Annotated in this window: 24 protein-coding genes; 14 read left to right on the top strand and 10 right to left on the bottom strand. The window is 71.9% G+C overall.

Translation table 11 applies throughout. The features are described from left to right. Positions 1-17: 17 nt before the first annotated feature. From ACYVMZ_RS07815 to ACYVMZ_RS07795, 5 genes are all read right to left on the bottom strand, one after another. A complete protein-coding gene (locus tag ACYVMZ_RS07815; RefSeq protein WP_461076952.1) occupies positions 18-2,942 on the bottom strand; it encodes a glycoside hydrolase family 2 TIM barrel-domain containing protein in 2,925 nt (974 codons plus the stop codon). 31 nt (positions 2,943-2,973) lie between these two features. Next, positions 2,974-3,864 (bottom strand): carbohydrate ABC transporter permease, encoded by an 891-nt coding sequence (locus ACYVMZ_RS07810; RefSeq protein ID WP_461076950.1) that lies wholly within the window; start codon positions 3,862-3,864, stop codon positions 2,974-2,976. Positions 3,865-3,878: 14 nt separating this feature from the next. Further along, complete coding sequence (locus ACYVMZ_RS07805; RefSeq protein WP_461076948.1) at positions 3,879-4,841, bottom strand: carbohydrate ABC transporter permease; 963 nt, start codon at positions 4,839-4,841, stop codon at positions 3,879-3,881. Next, positions 4,841-6,127: an ABC transporter substrate-binding protein gene (locus ACYVMZ_RS07800; RefSeq protein WP_461076946.1), complete on the bottom strand. Its 1,287-nt coding sequence runs from the start codon at positions 6,125-6,127 to the stop codon at positions 4,841-4,843. The genes ACYVMZ_RS07805 and ACYVMZ_RS07800 overlap by 1 nt, the downstream gene beginning before the upstream one ends. Positions 6,128-6,263: 136 nt before the next feature. After that, positions 6,264-7,283: a carbohydrate kinase family protein gene (locus ACYVMZ_RS07795; protein ID WP_461076944.1), complete on the bottom strand. Its 1,020-nt coding sequence runs from the start codon at positions 7,281-7,283 to the stop codon at positions 6,264-6,266. Between the two features lie 127 nt (positions 7,284-7,410). Between ACYVMZ_RS07795 and ACYVMZ_RS07790 the strand changes: the two genes are divergently transcribed. The 5 genes from ACYVMZ_RS07790 (at position 7,411) to ACYVMZ_RS07770 (ending at position 13,735) form a co-directional block, all read left to right on the top strand. Then, on the top strand, positions 7,411-8,175 hold the full coding sequence (locus tag ACYVMZ_RS07790) for a DeoR/GlpR family DNA-binding transcription regulator (protein WP_461076942.1): 765 nt from the start codon (positions 7,411-7,413) through the stop codon (positions 8,173-8,175). Beyond that, positions 8,172-9,509, top strand: coding sequence for a 6-phospho-beta-glucosidase (locus ACYVMZ_RS07785; protein ID WP_461076940.1), 1,338 nt, complete (start codon positions 8,172-8,174; stop codon positions 9,507-9,509). Before ACYVMZ_RS07790 ends, ACYVMZ_RS07785 begins: the two co-directional genes overlap by 4 nt. Positions 9,510-9,529: 20 nt before the next feature. Continuing rightward, positions 9,530-12,574 carry an alpha-mannosidase gene (locus tag ACYVMZ_RS07780; RefSeq protein WP_461076938.1) on the top strand — a complete coding sequence of 1,015 codons (3,045 nt, stop codon included), beginning with the start codon at positions 9,530-9,532 and terminating at the stop codon, positions 12,572-12,574. A gap of 3 nt (positions 12,575-12,577) precedes the next feature. Further along, positions 12,578-12,727 carry a hypothetical protein gene (locus tag ACYVMZ_RS07775; protein ID WP_461077130.1) on the top strand — a complete coding sequence of 50 codons (150 nt, stop codon included), beginning with the start codon at positions 12,578-12,580 and terminating at the stop codon, positions 12,725-12,727. A gap of 147 nt (positions 12,728-12,874) precedes the next feature. Then, complete coding sequence (locus tag ACYVMZ_RS07770; RefSeq protein ID WP_461076936.1) at positions 12,875-13,735, top strand: sulfotransferase family protein; 861 nt, start codon at positions 12,875-12,877, stop codon at positions 13,733-13,735. A gap of 34 nt (positions 13,736-13,769) precedes the next feature. Here the strand turns inward: ACYVMZ_RS07770 and ACYVMZ_RS07765 are convergent, their stop codons facing one another. Then, positions 13,770-14,891, bottom strand: coding sequence for an ATP-grasp domain-containing protein (locus ACYVMZ_RS07765; RefSeq protein WP_461076934.1), 1,122 nt, complete (start codon positions 14,889-14,891; stop codon positions 13,770-13,772). A gap of 341 nt (positions 14,892-15,232) precedes the next feature. On the opposite strand from ACYVMZ_RS07765, the gene ACYVMZ_RS07760 reads away from it, so the two are divergent. Together ACYVMZ_RS07760 and ACYVMZ_RS07755 are read left to right on the top strand one after the other, a co-directional pair. Beyond that, entirely contained in the window at positions 15,233-16,090 is an 858-nt protein-coding gene (locus tag ACYVMZ_RS07760; protein WP_461076932.1) for a metallophosphoesterase family protein, read from the top strand. Next, positions 16,087-16,764: a 4'-phosphopantetheinyl transferase family protein gene (locus tag ACYVMZ_RS07755; RefSeq protein ID WP_461076930.1), complete on the top strand. Its 678-nt coding sequence runs from the start codon at positions 16,087-16,089 to the stop codon at positions 16,762-16,764. Before ACYVMZ_RS07760 ends, ACYVMZ_RS07755 begins: the two co-directional genes overlap by 4 nt. An 86-nt stretch (positions 16,765-16,850) precedes the next feature. Here the strand turns inward: ACYVMZ_RS07755 and ACYVMZ_RS07750 are convergent, their stop codons facing one another. The 3 genes from ACYVMZ_RS07750 to ACYVMZ_RS07740 all read right to left on the bottom strand — a co-directional run bounded on the left by ACYVMZ_RS07750 (position 16,851) and on the right by ACYVMZ_RS07740 (position 18,535). After that, complete coding sequence (locus ACYVMZ_RS07750; protein WP_461076928.1) at positions 16,851-17,087, bottom strand: hypothetical protein; 237 nt, start codon at positions 17,085-17,087, stop codon at positions 16,851-16,853. A gap of 225 nt (positions 17,088-17,312) precedes the next feature. Then, positions 17,313-17,843: a toxin-antitoxin system, toxin component gene (locus tag ACYVMZ_RS07745; protein WP_461076926.1), complete on the bottom strand. Its 531-nt coding sequence runs from the start codon at positions 17,841-17,843 to the stop codon at positions 17,313-17,315. 32 nt (positions 17,844-17,875) lie between these two features. Next, positions 17,876-18,535: a helix-turn-helix domain-containing protein gene (locus ACYVMZ_RS07740; RefSeq protein ID WP_461076924.1), complete on the bottom strand. Its 660-nt coding sequence runs from the start codon at positions 18,533-18,535 to the stop codon at positions 17,876-17,878. A gap of 238 nt (positions 18,536-18,773) precedes the next feature. On the opposite strand from ACYVMZ_RS07740, the gene ACYVMZ_RS07735 reads away from it, so the two are divergent. From ACYVMZ_RS07735 to ACYVMZ_RS07705, 7 genes are all read left to right on the top strand, one after another. Then, on the top strand, positions 18,774-19,436 hold the full coding sequence (locus tag ACYVMZ_RS07735) for an MmyB family transcriptional regulator (RefSeq protein ID WP_461076922.1): 663 nt from the start codon (positions 18,774-18,776) through the stop codon (positions 19,434-19,436). 105 nt (positions 19,437-19,541) lie between these two features. Then, complete coding sequence (locus ACYVMZ_RS07730) at positions 19,542-20,693, top strand: NAD(P)/FAD-dependent oxidoreductase (protein WP_461076920.1); 1,152 nt, start codon at positions 19,542-19,544, stop codon at positions 20,691-20,693. Next, complete coding sequence (locus ACYVMZ_RS07725; RefSeq protein ID WP_461076918.1) at positions 20,690-20,989, top strand: (2Fe-2S)-binding protein; 300 nt, start codon at positions 20,690-20,692, stop codon at positions 20,987-20,989. Before ACYVMZ_RS07730 ends, ACYVMZ_RS07725 begins: the two co-directional genes overlap by 4 nt. A 32-nt stretch (positions 20,990-21,021) precedes the next feature. Then, a complete protein-coding gene (locus ACYVMZ_RS07720; RefSeq protein WP_461076916.1) occupies positions 21,022-22,416 on the top strand; it encodes an FAD-dependent oxidoreductase in 1,395 nt (464 codons plus the stop codon). Beyond that, positions 22,413-23,303 (top strand): dihydrodipicolinate synthase family protein, encoded by an 891-nt coding sequence (locus ACYVMZ_RS07715; RefSeq protein WP_461076914.1) that lies wholly within the window; start codon positions 22,413-22,415, stop codon positions 23,301-23,303. Before ACYVMZ_RS07720 ends, ACYVMZ_RS07715 begins: the two co-directional genes overlap by 4 nt. A gap of 11 nt (positions 23,304-23,314) precedes the next feature. After that, complete coding sequence (locus ACYVMZ_RS07710; protein WP_461076912.1) at positions 23,315-24,316, top strand: proline racemase family protein; 1,002 nt, start codon at positions 23,315-23,317, stop codon at positions 24,314-24,316. A gap of 65 nt (positions 24,317-24,381) precedes the next feature. After that, on the top strand, positions 24,382-25,053 hold the full coding sequence (locus ACYVMZ_RS07705; protein ID WP_461076910.1) for a GntR family transcriptional regulator: 672 nt from the start codon (positions 24,382-24,384) through the stop codon (positions 25,051-25,053). Here ACYVMZ_RS07705 and ACYVMZ_RS07700 read toward each other — a convergent pair. Continuing rightward, positions 25,050-25,853 (bottom strand): ABC transporter ATP-binding protein, encoded by an 804-nt coding sequence (locus tag ACYVMZ_RS07700; RefSeq protein ID WP_461076908.1) that lies wholly within the window; start codon positions 25,851-25,853, stop codon positions 25,050-25,052. The two genes, ACYVMZ_RS07705 and ACYVMZ_RS07700, sit on opposite strands and share 4 nt — an antisense overlap. Positions 25,854-25,865: the final 12 nt, after the last annotated feature.

The following is a 25,865-nucleotide window of genomic DNA, read 5'->3' as shown; positions in this document are numbered from 1 at the left end:
GACGGCGACAGCGGGGATCAGAGAACGCGCAGCGTCCAGGCCCAGCGGTGGGTCCCGGCCGGGATCAGGTACGACGGTGAGGTGTCCGGCCCGCACGAGGCGGTGCCCAGGCCGCGGTGGGCCGCGTCGATGTGCACCACGCAGCCGGCGCGCGGCACCAGCTCGTCGTGGTGGGCGGCCGCCGCGAGGTCGGCGGCGCGGTACCGGGTGACGGAGACCTGGCGGGGCCGGTCCAAGTGCACGGCCAGCCCGGTGGCGTCCGGCGCCGACAGTGTGAAGCGCCGTACGCCGTGCCGGCCGCCGCTCTCCTGCGGGCGCAGATACGGGGTGAACAACTCGTCCACCGGGCGGGAGTGATGGCCCACGGGCGCGCCCGCGCTGCGGTCCGGGTACGACTCCCAGGGGCCCTGACCGAACCACTCCAGCAGGTTCAGCCCGGGCGTGGTCTCGAACACGGATCCGACCCGTGCCACGTCGTCCAGCGTCTCGGGCAGGTCGGCGCTCTCCTCGACGAGGATCCCGCCCTCGATGGCGGTGAACACCTGCTCGTGGCGGACGACCCCGGCCGGTGAGACGTACTCCGCCCGCACGGTGATCCTGCCGACCGCATGCTGTATACCGACGACCTTGCGCTCCAGCGCGTCGAGCCCCCACTCCCGCCAGCGGGCCGCCATGCCGCCCAGCTCGTCGTTGTCGGTGGGCGCCCGCCACAGGGACAGCGTCGGCGGGGCCGTCAGCAGCGGGTGGACCAGCAGCCCGTCCGCGTCGACCTCGACCGTGCGGTCCGCGACCGGGACGCACGTCACCGGGGCGGCCGCCCGCAGCCGCACCTGCGGCATGCACACCACCGTCCCGCGCGGCGCCCAGGGCTCGTCCACGGCGGTCGTCACCCGCAGCGTCAGCCACGCCTCACCGCCCTCCTCGGGCAGCTCGAACGGCAGCGGCACGGCGGTCGTCTCACCGGGACGCAGGTCGGGCAGCTCGGCGGGCGCGGTCAGCGTGGGCCCGTCCTCCACCGCCAGCTCCCACTCGGCCGACAGCCAGTCCAGACCCCGGAAGTGCTGGTGGTTGCCGACGACGATGCCCTCGTGTCTGAAGCACTCCAGCCGCACCGGCGCCGCGATCTCCCGGTGCTCGTACAGCACCGGCTTGGGCGTGCGGTCGGGGAAGACGACACCGTCCGCGATGAACGCCCCGTCGTGGATCGTCTCCCCGAAGTCACCGCCGTACGCCCAGCGATGCCCGGGCGCGGCGACCCCGCCCTCGTACAGCCCGGCGCCCGCGCGCCCGGTCGGTCTGCCGTCGCTCACCCGCTGGAGGATGCCGTGGTCCCAGAACTCCCAGATGAAGCCGCCCTGAAGACCCGGGGTGGACTCGATGGCCGCCCAGTGGTCGGCGAGCGTGCCGTTGCTGTTGCCCATGGCGTGCGAGTACTCGCACTGGATGAGCGGCTTGGTCTGCCGCCCGGACAGGGCGTGCGCGACACAGTCCTCCAGCGGCGCGTACATCGGGCAGGCGATGTCCGAGGCGAGCTCCGGGTCGGCCCAGCCGCGTCTGGCCGCGCCCTCGTACTGGACCGGCCGCGTCGGGTCGTGGCGGCGCACCCAGCCCGCCGCCGCGTCGTGGTTCGCGCCGTAGTCCGACTCGTTGCCGAGCGACCAGATGATGACCGACGGGTGGTTCTTGTCGCGCAGCACCATCCGCGAGACGCGGTCCACGAAGGCGTTCAGGTAGCGCGGGTCGTCGGCGATCTCGTGGGCGTGGTCGTGCGACTCGATGTCGGCCTCGTCGACGACGTAGAGGCCGAGCTCGTCGGCGAGGTCGTACAGGGCGGGGTCGCCCGGGTAGTGGCTGGTGCGGACCGCGTTGAAGCCGAAACGTTTGAGCAGCACCAGGTCCGCCCGCATGTCGTCGTACGACACGGTCCGCCCGGTCAACGGGTGGAAGTCGTGCCGGTTGACGCCCCGGATGAACACGCGCTCGCCGTTGACCAGCAGGTCCCGGCCGGCGATCGCCACGTCCCGGAAGCCGATGCGGTGCCGGGAGATGTCCGCGACCGTGCCGTCGGCGCGGTGCAGCCGGACGGTCAGGCCGTACAGCTCGGGTGTCTCGGCGGTCCAGGGGCGCACGTCGGGGACGGCGGTTCGCAGCCGGGCCTCGCCGAGGAAGCCGGAGACGCGCTCGGTCTCGGCGTTGGCGCGGTCGAACTCCTCGTCCTGGGTGAGGAGGTGACCGGCCAGCTCGCCGCTGACGTACCAGCCCTCGGGCAGTGCCCCGCCGGCGTCCCGCACCCGGCAGTCGACCCGCAGTTCGCCGTCCCGCCGCGCCCGCACCGTGACGTCCGCCAGGTGCAGCGGGTCGGTGGCGTACAGCAGCACGGAACGGGTGATCCCGCCGTGCCACCACTGGTCCTGGTCCTCGATGTGCGAGGCGTCCGACCACTTCACGGCGGTCAGCCGTACGACGGACCGCCTTCCTGGACGGACCAGCTCCGTCAGGTCGAACTCGGCGGCCAGGTGGGAGTCCTTGGAGACGCCGACCGGTTGCCCGTCCACGTGCACCAGCAGCACGCTCTCGGCGGCGCCGACCTGCAGCACGACCCGGCGCCCGGTCCACTCGGCGGGGACGTCCACCGGGCGCTCGTACACACCCGTCGGATTGGCGACGGGCGACCGCGGCGGGAATTCCGTATACGGCATACGGACGTTCGTGTACTGCGGAAGGTCATCCGTCCCCTGCATGGTCCATACACCGGGAACGTAGGCCGACGACCAGTCGTCGCCGTCCGGCGCGTCCGGCGCGGGCAGCAGCTGGAAGCGCCAGTCCCCGTCCAGTGAGACCGCTCCCGGGCGCCGGTCGACGGCGTTCATCGGCAGACGCCCCCAGGAGGTCACCTCGGGTGCCTCCCAGGGGCGCAGGGCGATCAGCGGATCGCTCGTCATCGGCGCAGGGCCCCCTTCACACACCGCTGCGTCATCCGCGCACGGCCCCCTTCGCGAGGTCGCCGATGATCTGCCGGGCACCGAGGGCGAACACGATGAGCAGCGGGACGAGGGCGAGCAGCGCGCCGGTCATCACCATGCCGTAGTCCGTGGTGCCATGGGTGCCGTTGAGCTGGGACAGGGCGACCTGCAAGGTCACGTTGTCCGGGTTGGTGAGGGCGATCAGCGGCCAGGCGTAGTCGTTCCACTGGGCCATGAAGGTGAAGATGCCGAGGAAGGCCAGGCCCGGCCGGACCACCGGCAGCGCCACGTGCCAGTACTGCCGCAGGAAGCCCGCCCCGTCCAGCCGGGAGGCGTCCATCAGTTCGTCGTGGATGGCGCTCTTCATGTACTGCCGCATCCAGAAGATGCCGAACGCGTTGGCCGCCGCCGGCACGATCAGCGCCGTCATCGACCCGATCCAGCCGATCTTCGCCATGATCACGAACTGCGGGATCGCCTGCAGCTGCATCGGCACCATGAAGATGAGCATCAGCCCCGCGAACAGCAGCCGCTTGCCCGGGAAGTCGAACTTGGCGAAGACGAACGCGGCCAGGGAGTCGAAGAACAGCACCAGGAACGTCACCGTCGTCGCGACGAGCAGCGAGTTCCCCATCGACCCGAAGAAGTCGATCGCGTCGAAGAGGTTGCGGACGTTCTCCAGGAAGTGCGTGTCCGGCAGCAGCTTGGGCGGGTAGGAAAAGATCTCGCTCGTCGTGTGGGTCGACATGATGACGGCCCAGTAGAAGGGGAAGGCCGACAGCAGCAAGCCGCCGATCAGGGCCGCGTGCAGGCCGATGCCGCGGCGTTGTGAACCCTTGATGCCCTTGCGCGGCGGCCTGACGCCGTTGCGGGACGGCTTGACGCCGTGGGTGGATGCCATGGTGAACGGCCTCCCTATGCTTCGCCCCGGCGCTGCACCAGCCGCCAGTTGATGATCGAGAAGAGGACGACGACGAGGAAGATGCCCCACGCCACGGCGGCGCCGTAGCCGAAGTCGTTGTTGTCGAAGGTCTGCTGGAAGAAGTAGAGGACCATCGTCCGGCCCGCGTGGTCCGGGCCGCCGGAGAACGTCGACTCGTTCGCGGTGTTCTGCAGCAGCACCTGCGCCTCGGTGAAGCTCTGCAGGCCCGTGACCGTCGAGACCACCAGCACGAACAGTAGCGTCGGCCGCAGCAGCGGCAGCGTCACCCGGAAGAACGTCTGCACGGGCCCGGCGCCGTCGATACGGGCCGCCTCGTACAGGTCGCTGGGGATCGTCTGCAGACCGGCGAGGAAGATGATCGCGTTGTAGCCGGTCCACTGCCAGGTCATCAGCGTCGCGATGGCGGCCTTGATGCCCCACGGCGTGTTCAGCCACGCCACCTGGTCGAGCCCCACCGCCTGCAACAGGGCGTTCACCAGACCGAAGTTGGTGGAGAACACCGAGCCGAAGACGATCGCGATCGCCACCACCGAGGTGACGTTCGGCAGGAAGTAGGCGAAGCGGTAGACGTTCTTGAACCGGACCGCCGAGTTGAGCATCACGGCCGTGACCATCGCCAGGAAGATCATCGGGAAGGTGGCCAGCGACCAGATCACGAGCGTGTTCCCGATCGACTGCCAGAAGTCGCTGTCGCTCAGCAGGTACTGGTACTGCGACAAGCCCGCCCACTCCATCGAGCCGAGGCCGTCCCAGCGGTGGAAGGACAGATAGAGCGAGAAGCCCACGGGGATCAGGCCGAAGGCGAGGAACAGCAGATAGAAGGGGGAGATCGCGGCATACAGGTGCCAGTACTTGCGCAGGCCCTTCTTCGGCCGCACGGCGGGGGTCTGCGCCATGACCACCGGGGGCTCTTGCACTGCGGGGACGGTGGCCATCAGTAGCTCACCCCCAGGTGCTTCGCGATGCGCCGGCATGTGCTCATGGCGTCACTCCAGGCCTTCTCCGGGTCCTTGCCGAGGACGCCGACGTTCTTGATCTCGTCCTTGATGGGCTGCCCGAGCGCCACGTCGTACGGGCTGTTGTAGGCGATCGCGATCTTCTGCGCGGCGGGTCCGAAGACGTCCGTCGTGACCTGCCCGCCGAAGAACGGATCGGGCTCGCGCAGCTGCTTCAGGCCGTAACTGGCGGGGGTGGAGGGGAACAGGCCCGCGTCGACGTACCCCTGCGCCTGGTTGGCGGCGTTGAGCACCCAGGTGATGATCTCGAAGGCCCGCTCGGGCTCCCGGCACGCCTTGGTGATCGACAGGAACGATCCGCCGTTGTTGGAGGGCCGCACCGGCATGTCGGCGATCCGCCACTTCCCCTTGGTCTTCGGCACGCCGTTCTTCAGGTCGTACGTCGCCCAGGACGCGCCCAGCTGGCTGGGCAGCTTGCCGCTCTCTATGGCCGACAGCTGGTCAGGAGTGCCGCTGACGAGGTCGGAGACGATCCCGCGCCGCTTGGCCTCCACGGCGAGCGCCCAGGCGCCCCGCACGTGCTCCTGGTCGCCGATGAAGTTCCGGTCCTTGTCGACGAAGCGCCTGCTGCCCTGGTTCACGACGTTCTCGAAGACCGCGTTGACGTCGCTGAGCAGGGAGGTCCCCGGGATGCGCCGCCTGAGCCGCTCACCGGCCGCGAAGAACTTCTCCCAGGTGTTCAGCTCCTTCGACACGTCGGCGGGCTCGTACGGCAGTCCCGCCCTGCGGAACACCTCGTACTGGTAGAAGTGCGCGACCGGCCCGCAGTCGATGGGGAAGCCGATCATCGTGCCGTCGTCGGCGATGCCCTGGTCCCACTTCCACGCCAGGTACTGGCTCCGGTACTTCTCGGCACCGAGGGTGCGCAGGTCGATGAACTGGTCGGCGTTCGGCAGGTACGACGCCATGTCCTCGCCCTTGAGCCCCGCGATGTCGGGGACGTGGGAGCGGCCGGCCATGGTCGTGATCAGCTTCGAGCGGTAGTAGCCGCCGATCTGGATCGCCTGCAGGTCGACGGAGCCGTCGAAGCGGGCCTTGGCGTTCTTGACGACGGTGTCGCTCAGACCACCGCTCCAGTACCACAGGACCATGTTCCGGCCGGTGGAACCGGTCGGAACGGCGCAGCCGGACGCCAGGCCTCCTAGGGCCGTGGCGGCCGTACCGGCCAGGCCCGCGCGCAGCAGGCCTCTTCGTGAGAGCCGCACAGCTCCCACCGCCTTTCGGATCTGTTCGGGACTTCGCATCAGAGGGGCATGCGGGGGGACATGGGTGCATGGGGGCGCATCGGGACGTGGGTGTGTGGGGGCAGGGGGACGCGGGTGCGTGGGGGCACGTGGGGAGTCACCGCTGCCGTGCGGGCGGGGTGACGGGGGCGTACGCGACCGGCGGCCCCGGGTTCTCCGGGAGCCGGTCCGCGAGGAACCCGTAGGCCCGCTTCAGCCCGGGGTCGGTCAGGGAGCGCCACCAGCGGTCGACGCCGTACCAGCCGGGGGCGGCCAGGGCCCCGCCGTGGTGACGTACGGACAGCCCGGCGGCCAGTACGGCGAACCGCAGCCGTTCCTCCAGCGGCCAGCCGCCGAGCGAGGCCGCGACGAAGCTCGCGCCGAAGACGTCACCGGCGCCCGTCGCGTCGAGGACATCGATGTCGAGGGCGGGGACGTCCGCGTACTCGCCGGTGATCTGGTCGACGGCCACCGCACCGTCGCCGCCCCGCGTGACCACGGTGACCGGCACCAGCTCGGAGAGGACGCCGAGCGCGGCGACCGCGCTGTCGGTGCGGGTGTAGGCCATCGCCTCGGTCTCGTTGGGGAGGAAGGCGTGGCACAGGGAGAGCTGGTCCAGGAGGTCGGTGGACCACTCCTGGGTGGGATCCCAGCCGACGTCGGCGTAGATCCGCGTACCGTTCGCGGCGGCCTTGGCGAGCCACTCGCCGGGCTGCGCCTCGATGTGCACGAGGGCGGTGCGCGCCTCGGGCGGGTCGCCCATCAGCGCGTCCTGCGAGTACGGCGGCTGGAGGCCATGGGTGACGAGGGCCCGGTCGTGACCGTGGGCGAGGGCGACGGTGACCGGGGTGGGCCAGCCGTCCGCGGTCCGGGACAGCGAGAGGTCGACGCCTTCCTGGTCGTCCAGGAGGTCACGGCAGTACTCGCCGTAGAAGTCGTCGCCGAAGACCGTCGCCAGGGAGGTCCTCAGACCGAAGCGGGCGGCGGCCACCGCCAGGTTGGCGATGCCGCCGGGGCCGCAGCCCATGCCGGCCGTCCAGATCTCCTCGCCCGGCGTCGGCGGCTTCCCCAGCCCCGTGAGGACGAGGTCGTAGAAGAGCAGCCCGGTCAGCAGCACATCGGGCCGGTCGTCGTCCACGGATCCGTCCTCTCGTCAAAAGTCTTCATTTCGGTGACCGGAATCGTGCGCCCCTCGGAGAGATTGGTCAATAGCCGAGCAGAAATAAGCATGGTGGTGATTGAAGATGACGAGTAGTGTGCATGCCGTGCTAGCGGAACGACGACACCAACTCATCCTGCGGGTCCTGCGCTCCGGCGGCCCCGCGGCCGTGACCGATCTCTCCGAGCAGCTGGGCGTGAGCCCCGCCACGATCAGGCGTGACCTGGTCAAACTGGAGGAGGACGGCCTGCTCACGCGTGTCCACGGGGGCGCCGTGGTGGAGGAGGGCGACCAGCCCTTCGCCGAGGTCGCCGAGGTGCGCGTGCCGGAGAAGGACGCCATAGCCGCGCGCGCCGCCCAGATGATCAGGGACGGTCAGTCGGTGCTGCTGGACATCGGCACCACCGCCTTCCGGCTGGCCCGGCAGCTGCACGGCCGCCGGATCACCGTGATCACCAGCAACCTGGTGGTGTACGAGGAACTCGCCGACGACGAGGGCATCGAGTTGGTGCTGCTCGGCGGCATGGTCCGCCGCGAGTACCGCTCCCTGGTCGGCTTCCTCACCGAGGACAACCTGCGCCAGCTGCACGCCGACTGGCTCTTCCTCGGCACCAGCGGGGTGCGGCCCGGCGGGCAGGTCATGGACACCACGGTCGTCGAGGTGCCGGTCAAGCGCGCCATGATCAGGGCCGGTGAGAGGGTGGTGCTGCTGGCCGACTCGGCGAAGTTCCCGGGTACGGGGATGGCGAAGGTCTGCGGTCCCGAGGACCTGGACGTGGTGGTGACGAACGAGCCGGTCGACACGGCGACGCGCTCCTCCCTGGAGGAGACAGGCGTCGAGGTCGTCGTGGTGGGAAAGGTGCAGGCGTGAAGCTGACGATTCTGGGCGGCGGCGGATTCCGGGTGCCGCTCGTGTACGGGGCGCTCCTCCAGGACCGCGCCGAGGGCCGGGTGACGCGGGTCGTGCTGCACGACCTGGACGCCGGTCGACTGCATGCGGTCACCCGTGTACTGAACGAACAGGCCGCCCGGGTCCCCGACGCGCCCGAGGTGACCGCCACCACCGACCTGGACGAGGCGCTGCGCGGCGCCGACTTCGTGTTCTCCGCGATCCGTGTCGGCGGGCTTGAGGGCCGCGCGCACGACGAACGGGTGGCGCTCACGGAAGGCGTCCTCGGCCAGGAGACGGTCGGCGCGGGAGGGATCGCATACGGTCTGCGGACGGTCCCCGTCGCCGTCGACATCGCCCGGCGCGTGGCCCGCCTGGCGCCCGATGCCTGGGTCATCAACTTCACCAACCCGGCCGGGCTGGTCACCGAGGCCATGTCCCGCCACCTCGGCGACCGTGTCATCGGCATCTGCGACTCGCCGGTCGGCCTCGGCCGCCGTATCGCCCGGGTGCTCGGCGCGAACCCGCGCGAGGCGTTCATCGACTACGTCGGCCTCAACCACCTCGGCTGGGTGCGCGGCCTGCGCGTCGACGGCCGCGACGAACTCCCGCGCCTGCTCGCCGACCCCGATCTGCTCGGCTCCTTCGAGGAGGGCAAGCTGTTCGGCGTCGACTGGCTCCAGTCGCTCGGCGCGATCCCCAACGAGTACCTGCACTACTACTACTTCAACCGGGAAGCCGTCCGGGCCTACCAGCAGGCCGAGAAGACCCGCGGCGCGTTCCTCCACGACCAACAGGCCCGCTTCTACGCGCAGTTGAGGAACCCGGACGCCCCCGCCCTGGAGATCTGGGACCGCACCCGCGCCGAACGCGAGGCCACCTACATGGCCGAGAACCGCGAGACTGCGGGCGCCGGCGAACGCGACGAGGACGACCTGTCCGGCGGCTACGAGAAGGTGGCCCTCGCCCTCATGCGGGCCATCGCCCGCGACGAGCGCACGACGCTGATCCTCAACGTCCGCAACCGCACCACCCTGTCCGTCCTCGACGCCGAGGCCGTCATCGAGGTGCCCTGCCTCGTCGACGTGGGCGGCGCGCATCCGGTCGCGGTCGACCCGCTGCCCGACCACGCCACCGGCCTGGTCTGCGCGGTCAAGGCGGTCGAGCGCGAGGTGCTCGCCGCCGCCGAGTCCGGCTCCCGCACGACGGCGGTGAAGGCGTTCGCCCTGCACCCGCTCGTCGACTCCGTGAACGTGGCCCGTCGCCTCGTCGATGGCTACACCTCCGTCCACCCCGGCCTCGCCTACCTCAAGTAGCCCTGTCAGGAGAGCTGTTCATGCACGACGAACGCCGCCGGATCGAGGAGCGCGTCGAGCGCCTCCACACCCAGCGCATCAAGCCCGCGATCTACGCGGCCACCGTGCCCCTCGCCGTCGAGGCCTGGCAGGCACCGGGAGAGCCGGTCCCCTTCGAGGAGGCCGCCGCCGCGACCTACGAGCCCTTCGCCATGGACACCCCCTGGGGGCCGCCCTGGGGCACCACCTGGTTCCGGATGCGCGGACAGGTGCCCGCCGAGTGGGCCGGCCGGCGCGTCGAGGCTGTCATCGACCTCGGATTCACGGGCGACTGGCCCGGCAACCAGGCCGAGGCCCTGGTCCACCTCACGGACGGGACACCGCTGAAGGCGGTCAACCCGCTCAACCAGTACGTGCCGATCGCCAACCCGGCCACCGGCGGCGAGGAGATCCACTACCTGGTCGAGGCCGCCTCGAACCCCGACATCCTGGCGAACGACTTCGCGGCCCCGACGCCGTTGGGCGATGTACGGACGGCAGGCGACCGTCCACTGTATACATTCCGCCGCGCCGACCTCGCGATCCTCGACGAGGAGGTCTGGCACCTCGACCTGGACCTCCAGGTGCTGCGCGACCTCATGGTCCACCTCGGCGAGCACGAACCGCGCCGCCACGAGATCATGCACACCCTGGACCGGGCCATGGACGCCCTCGACCTCGACGACGTCTCCGGCAGCGCCCCGGCCGTCCGCCAGGTGCTCGCGCCCGTGCTGGCCAAGCCCGCCCACGCCAGCGCCCACACCATCTCCGGCGTCGGGCACGCGCACATCGACTCCGCCTGGCTGTGGCCGATCCGCGAGACCAAGCGCAAGACGTCCCGGACCTTCTCGAACGTGACGTCCCTGGCCGACGAGTACGACGACTTCATCTTCGCCTGCTCGCAGGCCCAGCAGTACGAGTGGGTGCGCGACAACTACCCCCACGTGTGGGCCCGCATCCAGGAGTCGGTGAAGAAGGGCCAGTGGGCGCCCGTCGGCGGCATGTGGGTCGAGGCCGACGGCAACCTGCCCGGCGGCGAGGCCATGGCCCGCCAGTTCATCCACGGCAAGCGGTTCTTCATCGAGCACTTCGGCATCGAGACCAAGGGCGTCTGGCTGCCGGACTCCTTCGGCTACACCGCCGCCTACCCGCAGCTCGCCAAGCTCGCCGGCAACGACTGGTTCCTGACCCAGAAGATCTCCTGGAACCAGACGAACAAGTTCCCCCACCACACCTTCTGGTGGGAGGGCATCGACGGCACCCGCATCTTCACCCACTTCCCGCCGGTCGACACCTACAACGCCCGGTTCAGCGGCGAGGAGATGGACCGCGCCGTGCGCAACTACTCCGAGAAGGGCGCCGGTACACGCTCGCTGGCGCCCTTCGGCTGGGGCGACGGCGGTGGCGGTCCCACCCGCGAGATCATGGAACGGGCGCGCCGGCTCGCCGACCTGGAGGGCTCGCCCAAGGTCGTCGTCGAACACCCCGACGCGTTCTTCGCCAAGGCCCGCGCGGAGTACCCGGACGCCCCGGTCTGGAACGGCGAGCTCTACCTGGAGCTGCACCGCGCCACCTACACCTCCCAGGCCCGCACCAAGCAGGGCAACCGCCGCTCCGAACACCTGCTGCGCGAGGCGGAGTTGTGGGCGACGACGGCGGCGCTGCACGCGCCGGGCTACACCTACCCGTACGAGAAGCTCGACCGCCTGTGGAAGACGGTCCTGCTGCACCAGTTCCACGACATCCTGCCCGGCTCGTCGATCGCGTGGGTGCACCGGGAGGCGGAGGCCGAATACGCCCGCGTCGGCCGGGAGCTGGAGGACCTGACGGCCCAGGCGATCGCCGCGCTGGGCGCCGGCGGGACGCAGGTGTTCAACACCAGCCCGTACGACCGTGCCGAAGTGGTCCGCACGGCCGAGGGAGCACCGGTGTACGTGGCGGTGCCCGCGAGCGGCAGTGCGCCCCTCGCCGCCACCGAGCCCCCGCAGCCGGTGACGGTCACCGGCCGGGTCCTCGACAACGGGCTGGTCCGGGTCGAGATCGCCGAAGACGGCACACTGTCGTCTGTCTACGATCTACGGTCGAACCGCGAAGTCCTCGCCGACAAGGGCAACCTCCTCCGCCTCCACACGGACCTGCCCAACTACTGGGACGCCTGGGACATCGACAAGCACTACCGGAACCGCTACACGGACCTGCTGGACGCCGAGTCGGTCACGGTCGTCGAGCAGGACCCGCTGATCGGGGCGATCAGGGTCGAGCGGGCCTTCGGCAAGGGCTCGCGCATCACCCAGACGATCACCGTCCGCGCCGGCAGCCCCCGCATCGACATCGAGACCGACATCGACTGGCACGAGGCCGAAAAGATCCTCAAGGCCGGCTTCCCGGTGGACATCCGTGCCCCGCACTCCTCCGCCGAGATCCAGTTCGGCCACATCCAGCGCCCCACCCACACCAACACCAGCTGGGAGGCGGCCCGCTTCGAGGTCTCCGGTCACCGCTGGGTGCACATCGGCGAACCCGGCTACGGCGTCGCGGTCCTCAACGACTCGACGTACGGCCACGACGTGACCCGCACGGTCCGCGAGGACGGCGGCACGACGACCACGGTCCGCCTCAGCCTGGTCCGTGCCCCGCGCATCCCGGACCCGGAGGCCGACCAGGGCAGGCACCGCTTCACCTACGCGCTCCTGCCCGGCGCGAGCATCGCGGACGCCGTCGCGGAGGGCTACGCCCTCAACCTCCCGCTGCGCGTGGCGGACGCGGCGGGCACGCCGGAACCGGTCGTGTCCGTGACCGGCGAGGGCGTGACCGTGGAGGCGGTCAAGCTCGCCGACGACCGGTCCGGCGACGTCGTCGTACGGCTCTACGAGTCCCGCGGCGGCCGCGCCACCGGCGTCCTGCGCACCGGCTTCCAGCTGGCGGCCGCCCAGGTCACCGACCTGCTGGAACGGCGCCTGGAGGACGCGGACCTCGACGGCGACGGGGCGGTCCCCGTCACGCTGCGGCCCTTCCAGATCCTCACGCTGCGGCTGAAGAGGGCCTGACGCATGCCCACGCGACCCTGGTTCACCGACGCCAAGCTGGGGGTCTTCGTCCACGGGGGCATCAACGCCGTCGACGGCGTCCAGGTGCGAGACCCCCGGCGTGCTCTGGATCGAGCCGCCCGCTTCGGCGCGCCGGTTCTGACGAAGAATTAAGAAAGCGGTGAATCCCCTGGTCGCAGGCGGGTTGTGAACGTCTGCGACCGGGGTGCTTTCCCTCCGTGACATTTGAGCTTCATCTTCCCCCTCTGGGATGCGGAACGCACGGCGCAAGAGAGAGGTGTCACGGTGCGAGATCCGCGTATGGCTGCGATCGGCAAGGGACTGAAGCGTCGCGGAAGGCTGGTGATGCAGGCGGTCAGCCCCCCGCGCCGGAACCTCGACGCGATCCCCGCTCCTCGGCCGGTCACCGACCCCTACACCGCTCCGCCCGCCCCGCGCCTGGTGGAGTCCCCGGTCTTCGTGCTGTCGTCCGTACGCTCCGGATCGACCCTGCTGCGCGTCCTGCTCAACAGCCACAGCCGCATCCGCGCCCCGCACGAGATGCACCTGCGCACCGTGCACGTCCACCTGTCCCGCGACTTCACCGCGGACGCCATGAAGGAACTCCAGCTCGACAAGGACGAGCTGGAACACATCCTGTGGGACCGGGTGCTGCACCTGGAACTCACCCGCAGTGGCAAGGACGTCATCGTCGACAAGACACCGCCCAACACCCTCATCTGGCCCCGCCTGCACCGATGCTGGCCCAGCGCCCGCTACCTCGTCCTGCTGCGCCACCCGGGCGCGGTCATCACGTCCCTCACCCAGCGCCGCGCGGACCCCGACCACGAGGAGATCCGCGCCGAGGTCCTCCGCTACAGCGAGAAGCTGGAGGAGGCGCGGAACCGTCTCCCCAACGTGCATGTGATCAGGTACGAGGAGCTGACCGCCGAACCGGAGAAGGTGACCCGGGGCATCTGCGACCACCTCGGCGTTGCCTGGGAGTCCGGCATGCTCGACTACGGCAGCAAGGACCACGGCACGTTCCGGCCCCAGCTGGGCGACTGGTCCAGCACCATCAGGTCCGGCCGTATCCAGACCGCCCGCACGGCCGGACCGGACGCCGAACTGCCGCCACGGCTCGCCGAGTTGGCGAGAGCGTGGGGCTATCCGGTTGGCTGACCGGCCGTGCGCGCGGCGTCTTGCGACGGCACGTCTACAGCGGCAGTGCCTCCGCCGCGGCCCCGACCGGGGACGGCACCGCCGGCAGCAACGGCGCCGTCTCCTCCGCCCGCTGCTGCTGCACCGGCAGCGGCACCGTCCGCAACGGACGCGGCCCGGACACCACCGTGTAGTCCTGGCCGAGGAACGGCGGCACCACCTCGCCCGGGTCCTCGCCGAGCGCCAACTGCACAGCTGCCCAGGGGGCGTTGACACCGCACAGGGACAGCTGGTGCAGTCCACCGGCCGGGCGGGTGTTGACGTCCATGAGGACGGGCCGGTCGCCGAGCATCCGGAACTGGATGTTGGACAGGTAGTGCAGACCGAAGCCCTCCGCGATCCGCCGGGCCGGCTCCAGCCACTGCTCGTGGAGTGTGAAGCCCCGGCGGCGGCCGTTCTTGGTGCGGCCCACGGCGAGCCGGATCCGGTTGTCCGGGCCGGTGAGGCAGTCCACCGACACCTCCGGCTGCTCCAGGCGCGGCATCACCAGCCAGTCGACCGGCTCCTCGGCCCGGTGCATCGCCTCCAGCACCAGGTCGAGCGGCACGTACGGGCTCGGGAATCCGTTGAGGTGCATGAGCGAGAAGGGGGCGCGCGTGATCACGCGGAAGCCCACCCCGCCCGCGCCGGAGGCGGGCTTGAAGCACGCCTTGTGGCCGCTCGCCTCCAACTCCTCGACGGCGGCGAGGAGTTCGTCGGCCGACCGCACCCGCCACCACGGCGGCACCGGCACGCCGATCGTCTGGACCGCCTCGTAGGCGATCACCTTGTCGTGGAAGACGGCCACGGCCTCCGGCGGCGGCGCCAGCAGCGCCGTACCGGCCGCCTCGAACTCGGCGCGGTGCGCCACGACGGCCGCCTGGTGCAGCCGCGGCACGAACACGTCGATGCCGCGCCGCGCGCACTGGTCGAGGGCGTACTCGACGTACGCGGCCGGGGACAGGCCCTCCGGTTCGAGTTCGGCGGTGTCGGCGGCGGCCAGCACGGGGGAGTCGGGGTCACCGTGCGTGGCATGGATCTCGACGGCCCGGTCGCTGGGATTTCTCCGCAGCTGATCCATGAAGAACACGTTCTCCGCGTACGTGCGGTTGAGCCAGACGCGTACGCGAGAGACCATGCAGGCCGCCTTTCACGGTTCGCGGGCAGGGCTCAGCGGCCCGTGCCCGGGCAGGACGAATGGAGGGACACCAAACCGCCCCTGTGTGAAGGGAATTTCTCAGCGGTGGTGTTGGGGCAGATCATACGGCTTCGCCGGGCCGTCTCGTGCAACGTGCGTGTTACGGATTTTCCGATCATGCCGGTCTCATGCCGGTCTCATGGCGGGCCATGGTGGTCTCATGGCGGTCTGGATCACGCCCGTCCGGACGCCGGGACCGCCGCCCGCCGGAACGGGCCGCTTGTCCCGGCGGCGCGGATGTGATCTCGTGGTGACGTTCGCGCGTGCGGAGGGGGCGAGAGGTGACGTCGAGGGCCGGTGGTGACGGTCAGCTGTGGGCCATCAGCGATCTGCACATCGGCTACCCGGAGAACCGCGCCCTGGTCGAGCGGATGCAGCCCGCGTCGGACGACGACTGGCTGCTGGTGGCCGGTGACGTCGCGGAGACCGTGGCCGACATCCGCTGGGCCCTCAAGACACTCGCCGGCCGCTTCCGCCAGGTCGTGTGGGTGCCCGGGAACCACGAGCTGTGGACCCATCCGAGGGACTCCGTCACCCTGCGCGGCGTCGCCCGGTACGACCACCTGGTCGAGATGTGCCGCGAGCTCGGCGTGGTGACACCCGAGGACCCCTACCCCGTCTGGCACGGTCCCGGCGGTCCCGTGGCGATCGCGCCGCTGTTCCTGCTGTACGACTACTCGTTCCTGCCGGCCGGGTGCGCGACCAAGGAGGAGGGGCTGGCGTACGCGCACGAGACCGGGATCGTGTGCAACGACGAGTACCTGCTGCACCCCGACCCCTACCCGAGCCGGGAGGCCTGGTGCCGGGCCCGGGTCGCCGAGACCGCACGCAAACTCGCCGAACTGCCCGTGGACCTGCCCACGATCCCCGTCAACCACTACCCGCTGGACCGCCACCCGACGGACGTCCTGTGGCATCCCGAGTTCGCCATGTGGTGCGGCACCCGGCTGACCGCCGACTGGCACCGCCGGTTCCGCGTCCACACGATGGTCTACGGCCATCTCCACATCCCGCGGACCACCTGGCACGAGGGCGTCCGCTTCGAGGAGGTCTCGGTGGGCTACCCCCGCGAGTGGCGCAAGAGATCCGGGCAGCCGGGGCTGCGCCGCATCCTGCCGAGGGAGGGCGAGGACCGTTGATCGAGGAGCTGCTGCCGGAGACGGTGGTCGCCGTCGAGGCGTACGGCCACGACGGCGCGGACGCGTCGCTGTACCCGGAGGAGGCGGCCCTGGTGGCGCGGGCGGTGGCCAAGCGGCGCCGGGAGTTCGCCGCCGTACGCTCCTGCGCGCGCCGCGCCATGGAGAAGCTCGGTGTGCCGCCGCAGCCGGTGCTGCCCGGTGAGCGCGGCGCCCCGCGCTGGCCGGCGGGGCTCGTCGGCAGCATGACCCACTGCGATGGCTACTGCGCCGCCGCGCTGGTACGCGTCACCGACCTGGCCTCCCTCGGCATCGACGCGGAGCCCGACGGGCCGCTGCCCGACGGTGTGCTGCCCTCCGTGTCCCTGCCCACGGAGCAGCAGCGGCTGCGCCGGCTGACCGCGGACCGGCCCGACCTGCACTGGGACCGGCTGCTGTTCAGCGCCAAGGAGTCCGTCTACAAGGCGTGGTTCCCCCTCACCGGGAAGTGGCTGGACTTCATGGAGGCCGACATCGAGATCTCCGTGGACCCCGGCGAACGGGTGTGCGGCGGCTTCCGCGCGGCCCTCCTGGTACCGGGACCGTGGGTGGGCGACCGCCGCCTCGACCACTTCGAGGGCCGCTGGACCGCCGGACGCGGCCTGCTCGCGACGGCGGTCACCGTCCCGCACGGCTGACGGACGGGCCCGCTGCGGCCGTCCCGTCAGCGACGGCCGCCCGCGGCTGCCGCCCCGCCGGCTCCCGCGCGGGCCACGGCTGCCGACTACTCCGGCGGGCACCAGCTCCGCAACAGCCGGAAGAACTCCTCCTCGTTACCGGCCAGGCCCGCCTCCGCCAGGGCCTGTTCCGCCTCGGCGAGCACGGCGGGCGGAACGACCGGGGGCCGACGCGTCTCCGGCGGGCCGGGGGTGACATCGAAGGCGGCGCGGACCGTGTGCAGCAGGCGCAGGTACGCCTGGACGGCGGTGCGTTCGCGGTCGGTCAGTACGGCGGTGGGCATCGGTCGGCTCTCCCCGTGTCGGTGTCATCGGTCCACGCGCCCAGGGCATGCGCCCCGCACGGCGGCGGGCACCCAGGACACGCACGCCCCCGCACGCGGCGGCGCACCACCAGCATGCCGCCCACCACTGACATTCCGGCTTCCCCGCATGCCGGTTCGCCCGCCCGGCAAAGGCGAGTCCTCACCGAGTGGGGCGGCCGGGACGGCGTGGTCCCGGCCGGCCGTTCAGCCCTGCGGCCCCAGATACCCCAGCGACGCCTCGATCCGCCCCGCCAGATGATCCCGCTGCACCGGCCCCCGCAACGACGAACCGGCCAGCCACGCACGGCACTTGCTGGCCAGCAGCAGGCCGAAGCGCTCGGCCTCCTGCTCGTCGGCGAGGTCGAAGCGGGTGCGCGCGGCGACCTTGAGGACGGTCGCCCGCAGGTCGGCGGCGTCGTCGAGCAGCCGGGCCGCGACCGCGGCGCCCGCCACGTGGTGGCTGCAGTGCCCGGCCTTCATGTGCCACAGCTCGTGGCCCAGGATCACCAACTGGTGGTCGGGCGCGGTGCGTTCCTCGATCACCACCAGGTCCTGGTCGGCCATGTCGAGCCACAGTCCGCTGGCGGTCCCGGGCGGGAAGGCGGCCGTACGGAAGTGGACGGGGCGGCCGCGGCGTCTGCTCATCGCGTCGCACAGCGCGCCGTACAGGACGGCGGGCCGTGCCGGGGCGTCGAGCGTGAGTTCCGCGACCAACTCGCCGCACAGGCGGCGCATTTCCCTACCGATGCCCACTTCTCTCCCCAGGGTCACGACGACTCGGGCCGCTTGACGCTCTCCAGGAGCATGTCCAGCCATTCCGCGACCTTGTCGCGGTGCTGGTCGGTGGGCAGCTGGGCGGCCCGCCAGGCGATCCCGCGGACGCCGTGGTCCTGCAGCAGCCGCTCCAGCGGGTCCTCGGCGGCCGCGGCGGCCTCCCGCTCCCGGTCGGCGAGCTTCTGCAGCAGCTCCTGCTCGGTGTGCTGGAGTACGTTCGCGAGCGCTTCGGGGTCCTCGGCCGTGAGAAAGCCGGCGTGCACGCGGAAGAAGCGCTGGATGGCGTCACAGTGCTCCATGGTGGGCCGCCGGTCGCCGTTGATGAGGGCGCCCGCCTGCTGCCGCGACATGCCCGCGCCGTCGGCGATCTCCTGCTGGGTGTACTTGCGCCCGTTCGGCTTGAGCCGGGTGCGGCGCAGCAGGTCCAGGCGCTGCACGAACCGCGCCTGCACATCGGGCTCACCCGCCGGACGGCCGCTCAGCAACGCCCTGACCACGGGTTCCGGGACGCCGGAGGCGACGGACAGGCGGCCGACGTCGAAGACTTCGGAGTGCGGCACGCCGAGCCGGTCGGCGAGTGCGGTGACGCGGGCGACCACGGCCGGCAGCGCGGCCGTCGGTGTGGTGCCCGGACTCTCGAAGCCACCCGTCACCGACAGATCTCCTACGTCTCTCACAGGATTCTCACAAGCAGGCTCTTCACGAGCGGGTGTCGTGAACTTCCCGGAGACTAACGGGTGGTTCGAACTCACATCCAGGTCTCGCCACAACTGTGGCCAATTTCAGCCGTCAACAGGCACGAAATGCCACGATAGTTGACACGCCTCGCGTGCGGGCAGCAGGATCGGGGCGGCCGCGTCGAGGCCGCACAGCAAGAGGGGTGACCTCCCGATGGCATATCAGGCAGGAGGACAGCGGCCGGCACCGCGGCCCGTCCCCGGGACTCCCGAGGCCCAGGCCTATCTGCAGGACTACGCCGCCCTCATGGAGGCCGTCCCCTTCCCGTCGCTGGTCGTCGACCACCGCTGGGACGTGCTCCTGACCAACAACGCCTTCCGGACACTTTTCCGCGAGGTCGGCGCGCACCCGACGGCCATGCCGGGCGACAACTTCCTCCGGTTCGTGCTGTTCCACCCCGACGCGGCCACGGTGCTCGGCGAGCACGAGTCGAGCTGGTGCCTGCCGATGCTGGCGCACTTCGCGGCCACCCTGGAGCGGTACGGCCACGACCACGCCCTGCAGGCCGTCCGCCGCGACATCGCCCAGGACCCGATCATGGAGGCCGCCTACCGGCAGGGCCTGCCGCACTGGATCCGCGCGGTCGGCGAGGAGGCGGCCGTCGAGCACGACGGCGCCGTACGTCCGCTGCTGCACCCCGACCCGCGCTGGGGCGCCACCGACTGCCGGATCGTGGTGGAGACGCCCCGGACGCTTCAGGACATGGGCTGCGAGCGGCTGACGCTGGTCCTGCGCGAGGCGCGCCGCACTCCGTCCCGGGACCGCAGGCCGCGCCGCGCCGCCTCGCATCTGAGGGTCGTTCCCGCGGCCGACTGAGCGCGCGGCGCCACCGGCCCCGGCACACCCGTTCCCCGGGACCCGCACAGTCCCCGCAGCTCACGCACTGTTCTCCCGAACAGCGCCATGTGACATAGTACTGGCGTGAGTCAGCGACTGACCTGCGATGTCGTGGTCGTCGGGGCCGGAATGGTGGGCGCCGCCTGCGCCTTCTACGCGGCCCGTGCGGGACTCGACGTCACCGTGGTGGACCGCGGCCCCGTGGCCGGCGGCACGACCGGCGCGGGGGAGGGGAACCTCCTCGTCTCCGACAAGGCGCCGGGCCCCGAGCTCGAACTCGCCCTGTTGTCCGGCCGGTTGTGGGCCGAACTGGCCGAGGAGCTGGGGAAGGCGGTCGAGTACGACGCCAAGGGCGGCCTCGTCGTCGCCGCCACGCCCGAGGCGCTGACCGGGCTGGCGGAGCTCGCGGCCGGGCAGCGGGCGGCCGGGGTCGAGGCCGTCGACGTGTCCGCCGACCGACTCCGGGATCTCGAACCGTACTTGGCGACCGGCCTCGCGGGCGGCGTGCGCTATCCGCAGGACGCCCAGGTGATGCCGGCCCTCGCCGCGGCACACCTCCTGCGGGCGTCGGGGGCCCGGCTGCTCACCGGCCGGGAGGTGACCGAGGTGCTGCGCGGACCGGACGGCGCGGTGCGCGGCGTGCGCACGGACCGGGGAGACCTGTACGCCCCGGTGGTGGTCAACGCGGCCGGAACCTGGGGCGGTGAGCTGGCCGCCCGCGCCGGAGTGTCCCTGCCCGTCCTGCCCAGGCGCGGCTTCGTCCTGGTCACCGAGCCGCTGCCGCCCCGCATCCGGCACAAGGTGTACGCCGCCGACTACGTCGCGGACGTCGCCAGCGACTCGGCGGCGCTGCAGACCTCCCCGGTGGTGGAGGGCACCGCCGCCGGGCCCGTCCTGATCGGCGCCAGCCGTGAGCGGGTCGGCTTCGACCGGTCCCTGTCGTTCCCGGCGCTGCGGGCGCTGGCGGCGGGGGCGACGCGGCTGTTCCCGTTCCTGGCCGGGGTGCGGGCCCTGCGGACGTACGTGGGTTTCCGGCCGTATCTGCCCGACCACCTGCCCGCCATCGGCCCCGATCCCCGAGCGCCCGGCCTCTGGCACGCCTGCGGGCACGAGGGCGCGGGCATCGGGCTGGCCACCGGCACCGGGCAGCTGATCGCGCGGCTGCTGACCGGGCGGACGCCCGGCCTGGACCTCACCCCCTTCCGGCCCGACCGCTTTGTGGAGGAGGCCGAGTGAATCCGCTGGAACTGGCCGGGGCGCGACCCGGTCCCGTCTTCACGGTCACCTTCGACGGGCGGCCCCTTCAGGCGCTGCCCGGCCAGACGGTCGCCGCCGCGCTGTGGGCGGCGGGCGTCACCTCCTGGCGTGCCACCCGCGGCGCGGGCCGCCCGCGCGGGATCTTCTGCGGGATCGGCGTCTGCTTCGACTGCCTGGTGACCGTCAACGACCGACCGAACCAGCGGGCCTGTCTCGTGCCGGTGCGCCCGGGCGACGTGATCCGGACGCAGGAGGGGACGGGCCATGGCGACTGAGCTGGTGATCGGCACGCGGGAGGGGACGGGCCATGCGGACTGACCGCGCGGTGAAGCGGGTGACGCGGACCGAGCTCGCGGTGATCGGCGCGGGCCCGGCGGGGCTCGCCGCCGCGTCGGCGGCAACCGCGCGGGGCGTACGGGTCGCGCTCGTCGACGGGGCGGCGGAGCCGGGCGGGCAGTTCTGGCGGCAGCCCGCCGCCGCGCTCGGGGCGCGAAGGCCCGAGGCACTGCACCACCAGTGGCGCGCCTGGAGGCGGCTGCGAGACGGGATCGCCGCCAGTGACGTACAGGTGCTGACGGAGCATCACGTATGGGGTGTGGAGCGGGACTCCGGCGGCTTCACCGTGCACGCGCTGCTCGGCCCGGAACAGCAGGAGCCGGTCGAGGTGCGCGCCGATGCCGTACTTCTCGCGACCGGCGGCTACGAGACCGTGCTGCCGTTCCCCGGCTGGACCCTCCCCGGCGTCGTCACCGCCGGTGGTGCGCAGGCCATGCTCAAGGGCGGGCTCGTGGTGCCGGGGCGGACCGCCGTCGTGGCCGGGACCGGGCCGCTGCTGCTGCCCGTGGCGACCGGGCTCGCCGCGGCCGGCGTCCAGGTCGCCGCGCTCGTCGAGTCGGCCGGTCCCGGGCGGCTGCCGCGCCACGCCCGGGCGCTCGCCGCCAAGCTCCCGGAGGCCGCCGCGTACGCCGCCGGGCTGGTGCGGCACCGCGTACGGTTCCTCGCCCGCCACACCGTCGTCCGCGCCCACGGCGGCGACCGGCTGACCGGCGTCACCGTCGCCGCCCTCGACGCCGACGGACGCGTGCGGCCCGGCACCGAGCGGCACCTGGCCTGCGACACCCTCGCCGTCGGTCACGGCATGCTCCCGCACACCGACCTCGCCGGGAGCCTCGGCTGCCGCCTCGACGGGCCGGCGGTGTGCGTCGACGGCGAACAGCGCACCGACGTGCCCGGCGTGTGGGCGGCCGGCGAGGCCACCGGCATCGGCGGTGCCGCCCTCGCGCTCGCCGAGGGGCACCTCGCGGGATGCTCGGTCGCCGCGCACCTCAAGGGCACCGCCTTCGACCCGGCGCCCGCGGCCGTCAGGTCCCGCGCGCGGCTGCTCAGGGTCGCCGCCGCCCTCGACTCCGCGTACGCGCCGCCCGCGCACTGGACCGGCCAGGTCACCGACGACACCGTCGTGTGCCGCTGCGAGGAGGTCACCGCGGGCGCCGTCCGCGAGGCCCTCGGCCTCGGCGCCGGTGACGTCCGCACGGTGAAGCTGCTGACCCGGGCCGGCATGGGCTGGTGCCAGGGCCGGATGTGCGGACCCGCCGTCGCCGGGCTCGCCGGATGTGAACCCACCCCCACGCGGCGGCCCTTCGCGCGGCCCGTGCCGCTGGGTGTACTCGCCCGACAGCACACCGAGAGAGGACCCTCATGACCGACCACCGCCCCTGGCGCGGCGTCCTCGTCGCCACCGCGCTGCCGCTGAACGACGACCTCTGCGTGGATTACGACCGGTACGCCGAGCACTGCGCGTGGCTGGTGGAGAACGACTGTGACGGCGTGGTCCCGAACGGCTCCCTCGGCGAGTACCAGGTGCTCACGCCCGAGGAGCGCGCCCGGGTCGTCGAGACGGCCGTCGCCGCGGTCGGCGGGCGGCGCGTCATGCCGGGCGTCGCCGCGTACGGGTCCGCCGAGGCCCGGCGCTGGGCCGAACAGGCTGCGGAGGCGGGCTGCGGGGCGGTGATGCTGCTGCCGCCCAACGCCTACCGCGCCGACGAGCGCTCCGTCCTCGCCCACTACGCCGAGGTCGCCAAGGCCCACCTGCCGGTCGTGGCGTACAACAACCCCGTCGACACCAAGGTCGACCTCGTGCCGGAGCTGCTCGCCCGCCTGCACGGCGAGGGGTACATCCACGGCGTGAAGGAGTTCTCCGGCGACGTCCGCCGCGCCTACCGCATCGCCGAACTCGCCCCCGAACTGGACCTTTTGATCGGCGCCGACGACGTCCTGCTGGAACTCGCCGTCGCGGGCGCCAAGGGCTGGGTGGCCGGCTACCCCAACGCGCTGCCCCGGGCGAGCGTGGAGCTGTACCGGGCGGCCGTCGACGGCGACCTGGGCACCGCGCTGCCGCTGTACCGGCAGCTGCACCCGCTGCTGCGCTGGGACTCGCGCGTGGAGTTCGTGCAGGCCATCAAGCGGTCCATGGACCTCGTCGGCCGGTACGGCGGACCCTGCCGCCCGCCGCGCACGCCCCTGCTGCCCGAGCAGGAGGCGGCCGTCCGCGCGGCCACCGAGAAGGCCGTCGCGGCCGGACTGGCGTAAGGGGAGGACACATGCGCAGCAAGCTCGTCCTGCACGCCGTCGACTCGCACACCGAGGGCATGCCGACCCGCGTGATCACCGGCGGCATCGGCACCGTGCCCGGCGCCACGATGAACGACAAGCGGCTGTACTTCCGCGAACACCGCGACCACGTCAAGCAGTTGCTGATGAACGAGCCGCGCGGGCACGCCGCCATGAGCGGCGCGATCCTCCAGCCGCCGACCCGGCCCGACTGCGACTGGGGCGTCGTCTACATCGAGGTCTCCGGCTATCTGCCGATGTGCGGGCACGGCACCATCGGCGTGGCGACCGTGCTGGTGGAGACCGGCATGGTCGAGGTCGTCGAGCCGGTCACCACCATCCGCCTGGACACCCCGGCCGGAGTCGTCGTCGCCGAGGTCGCGGTGGAGGGCGGCGCCGCCAAGGCCGTCACCCTCCACAACGTGCCGTCCTTCGCGGTCGGCCTCGACCGCAAGGCGACCCTCGCCGACGGGCGGACGGTGACGTACGACCTCGCCTTCGGCGGCAACTTCTACGCCATCCTGCCCCTGGAGCGGTTCGGCCTGCCCTTCGACCGGTCCCGCAAGGACGACATCCTCAAGGCGGGCCTGGCGCTGATGGACGCGATCAACGCCGAGGACGAGCCGGTCCACCCGGAGGACCCGTCCATCCACGGCTGCCACCACGTCTACCTGGCCGCACCCGGCTCCACCGCCCGCCACTCGCGGCACGCGATGGCCATCCACCCCGGCTGGTTCGACCGCTCGCCCTGCGGCACGGGCACCAGCGCGCGCATGGCGCAGCTGCACGCGCGCGGTGAACTCCCGCTGCACACCGAGTTCCTGAACGAGTCCTTCATCGGGACGCACTTCACCGGCCGTCTACTCGGCACCACTGAGGTGGCGGGCATCCCGGCCGTGTTGCCCAGCTTCACCGGCCGGGCCTGGATCACGGGCACCGCCCAGTACCTGCTGGATCCCGAGGACCCCTTCCCGGCCGGCTTCGTACTGTAGGCGGACGACAGCACACTGTATGCAATCGCCGCCATCAGGGTGGCGGCTGAAGGAGGACGACCGTCATGCCCCCGCAGCACAGCCCCGCCCTGCCCGTCCTCGGCGGCCGCAAGCCCAGCTACCGGGAGCGGGTCGCGGACGCGCTGCGGGCCGCGCTGATCGCCGGCGAACTGCGCCCCGGCGAGGTGTACTCGGCGCCCGGCCTCGCCGCCCGCTTCGGCGTCTCCGCCACCCCGGTGCGCGAGGCCATGCTCGACCTCGCCAAGGAGGGCCTGGTCGACACCGTGCCCAACAAGGGCTTCCGGGTCACCGCCGTCTCCGACGAACAGCTCGACGAGTACACCCACATCCGGTCCCTCATCGAGATCCCGACGACGGCGGGCCTGGCGGCCACCGCCGACCCGGCCGCCCTCGAGACGCTGCGCCCCATCGCCGAGGAGATCGTCACCTCCGCCGCGTCCGGCGACCTCATCGCGTACGTCGAGGCCGACCAGCGCTTCCACCTGGGACTGCTGGCCCTCGCAGGCAACGCCCATCTCGTCGAGGTCGTACGGGACCTCAGGCGCCGCTCCCGGCTGTACGGGCTGACCGCGTTGGCCGAGGCGGGACACCTTCAGGCCTCCGCCGAGGAGCACCTCGAACTCCTCGACGCGCTCCTCGCCCGCGACGAGGACGCCGTACGGGCGGTGATGACCCGGCACCTCGGGCACGTCAGGGGGCTGTGGGCCGCCCGCTAGCCGGACGGCGGCGTGTCCGTCTTCACGGCCGTGGCCCCGCGCTTGGCCGCCTGGATCTGCGCGTACACATGGGTGCGCAGTTCGGCGAAGCGCGGGGCCACGCGCGTGTGCAACTGGTCCCGGTCGTCCGGGAGGTCGACCTTGAGCTGTTCCTGGACGACGGTGGGAGAGGCGGACAGCACGATCACGCGCTCGCCGAGGTACACGGCCTCGTCGATGTCGTGGGTGACGAACAGGATGGTGATGCCGCGCTCGCGCCACAGCCTGCGGACCAGGTCCTCCAGGTCGGCGCGGGTCTGGGCGTCCACGGCCGCGAACGGCTCGTCCATCAGCAGCACCTCGGGCTCGTACGCCAGTGCCCGGGCGATGGCCACCCGCTGCTGCATGCCGCCCGACAGCTGCCACGGATACGCCCCTGCGGCGTCCGCGAGGCCCACCGACTCCAGCGCGTCCGCGACCAGCTCCCGGCGCCGGGCCTTCGTCAACCCCTTCTGCTTCAGCGGCAGTTCGACGTTGGCCGCGACCCGCATCCACGGGAACAGGCTGCGCCCGTACTCCTGGAAGACGAACGCCGTCCCGGGCGGCGGCCCGTCCACCCGCCGCCCCGCCAGCGTCACTTCACCCCCCGTCGGCGCGAGCAGCCCGCCCACGCACTTCAGCAGGGTCGTCTTGCCGCAGCCCGAGGGGCCGACGAGGCAGACCAGTTCACCGGCCTCGACGGTGAAGGTCAGGTCGCGCACCGCCTCGGTCCGGCGCCCGGATCCCTCGTAGACCTTCTTCAGGCCGCGTACGTCAAGCATGGACCGCCCTTT

This window comes from Streptomyces deserti, assembly GCF_054782695.1.
This window is presented reverse-complemented; position numbering and strand designations above follow the sequence as displayed.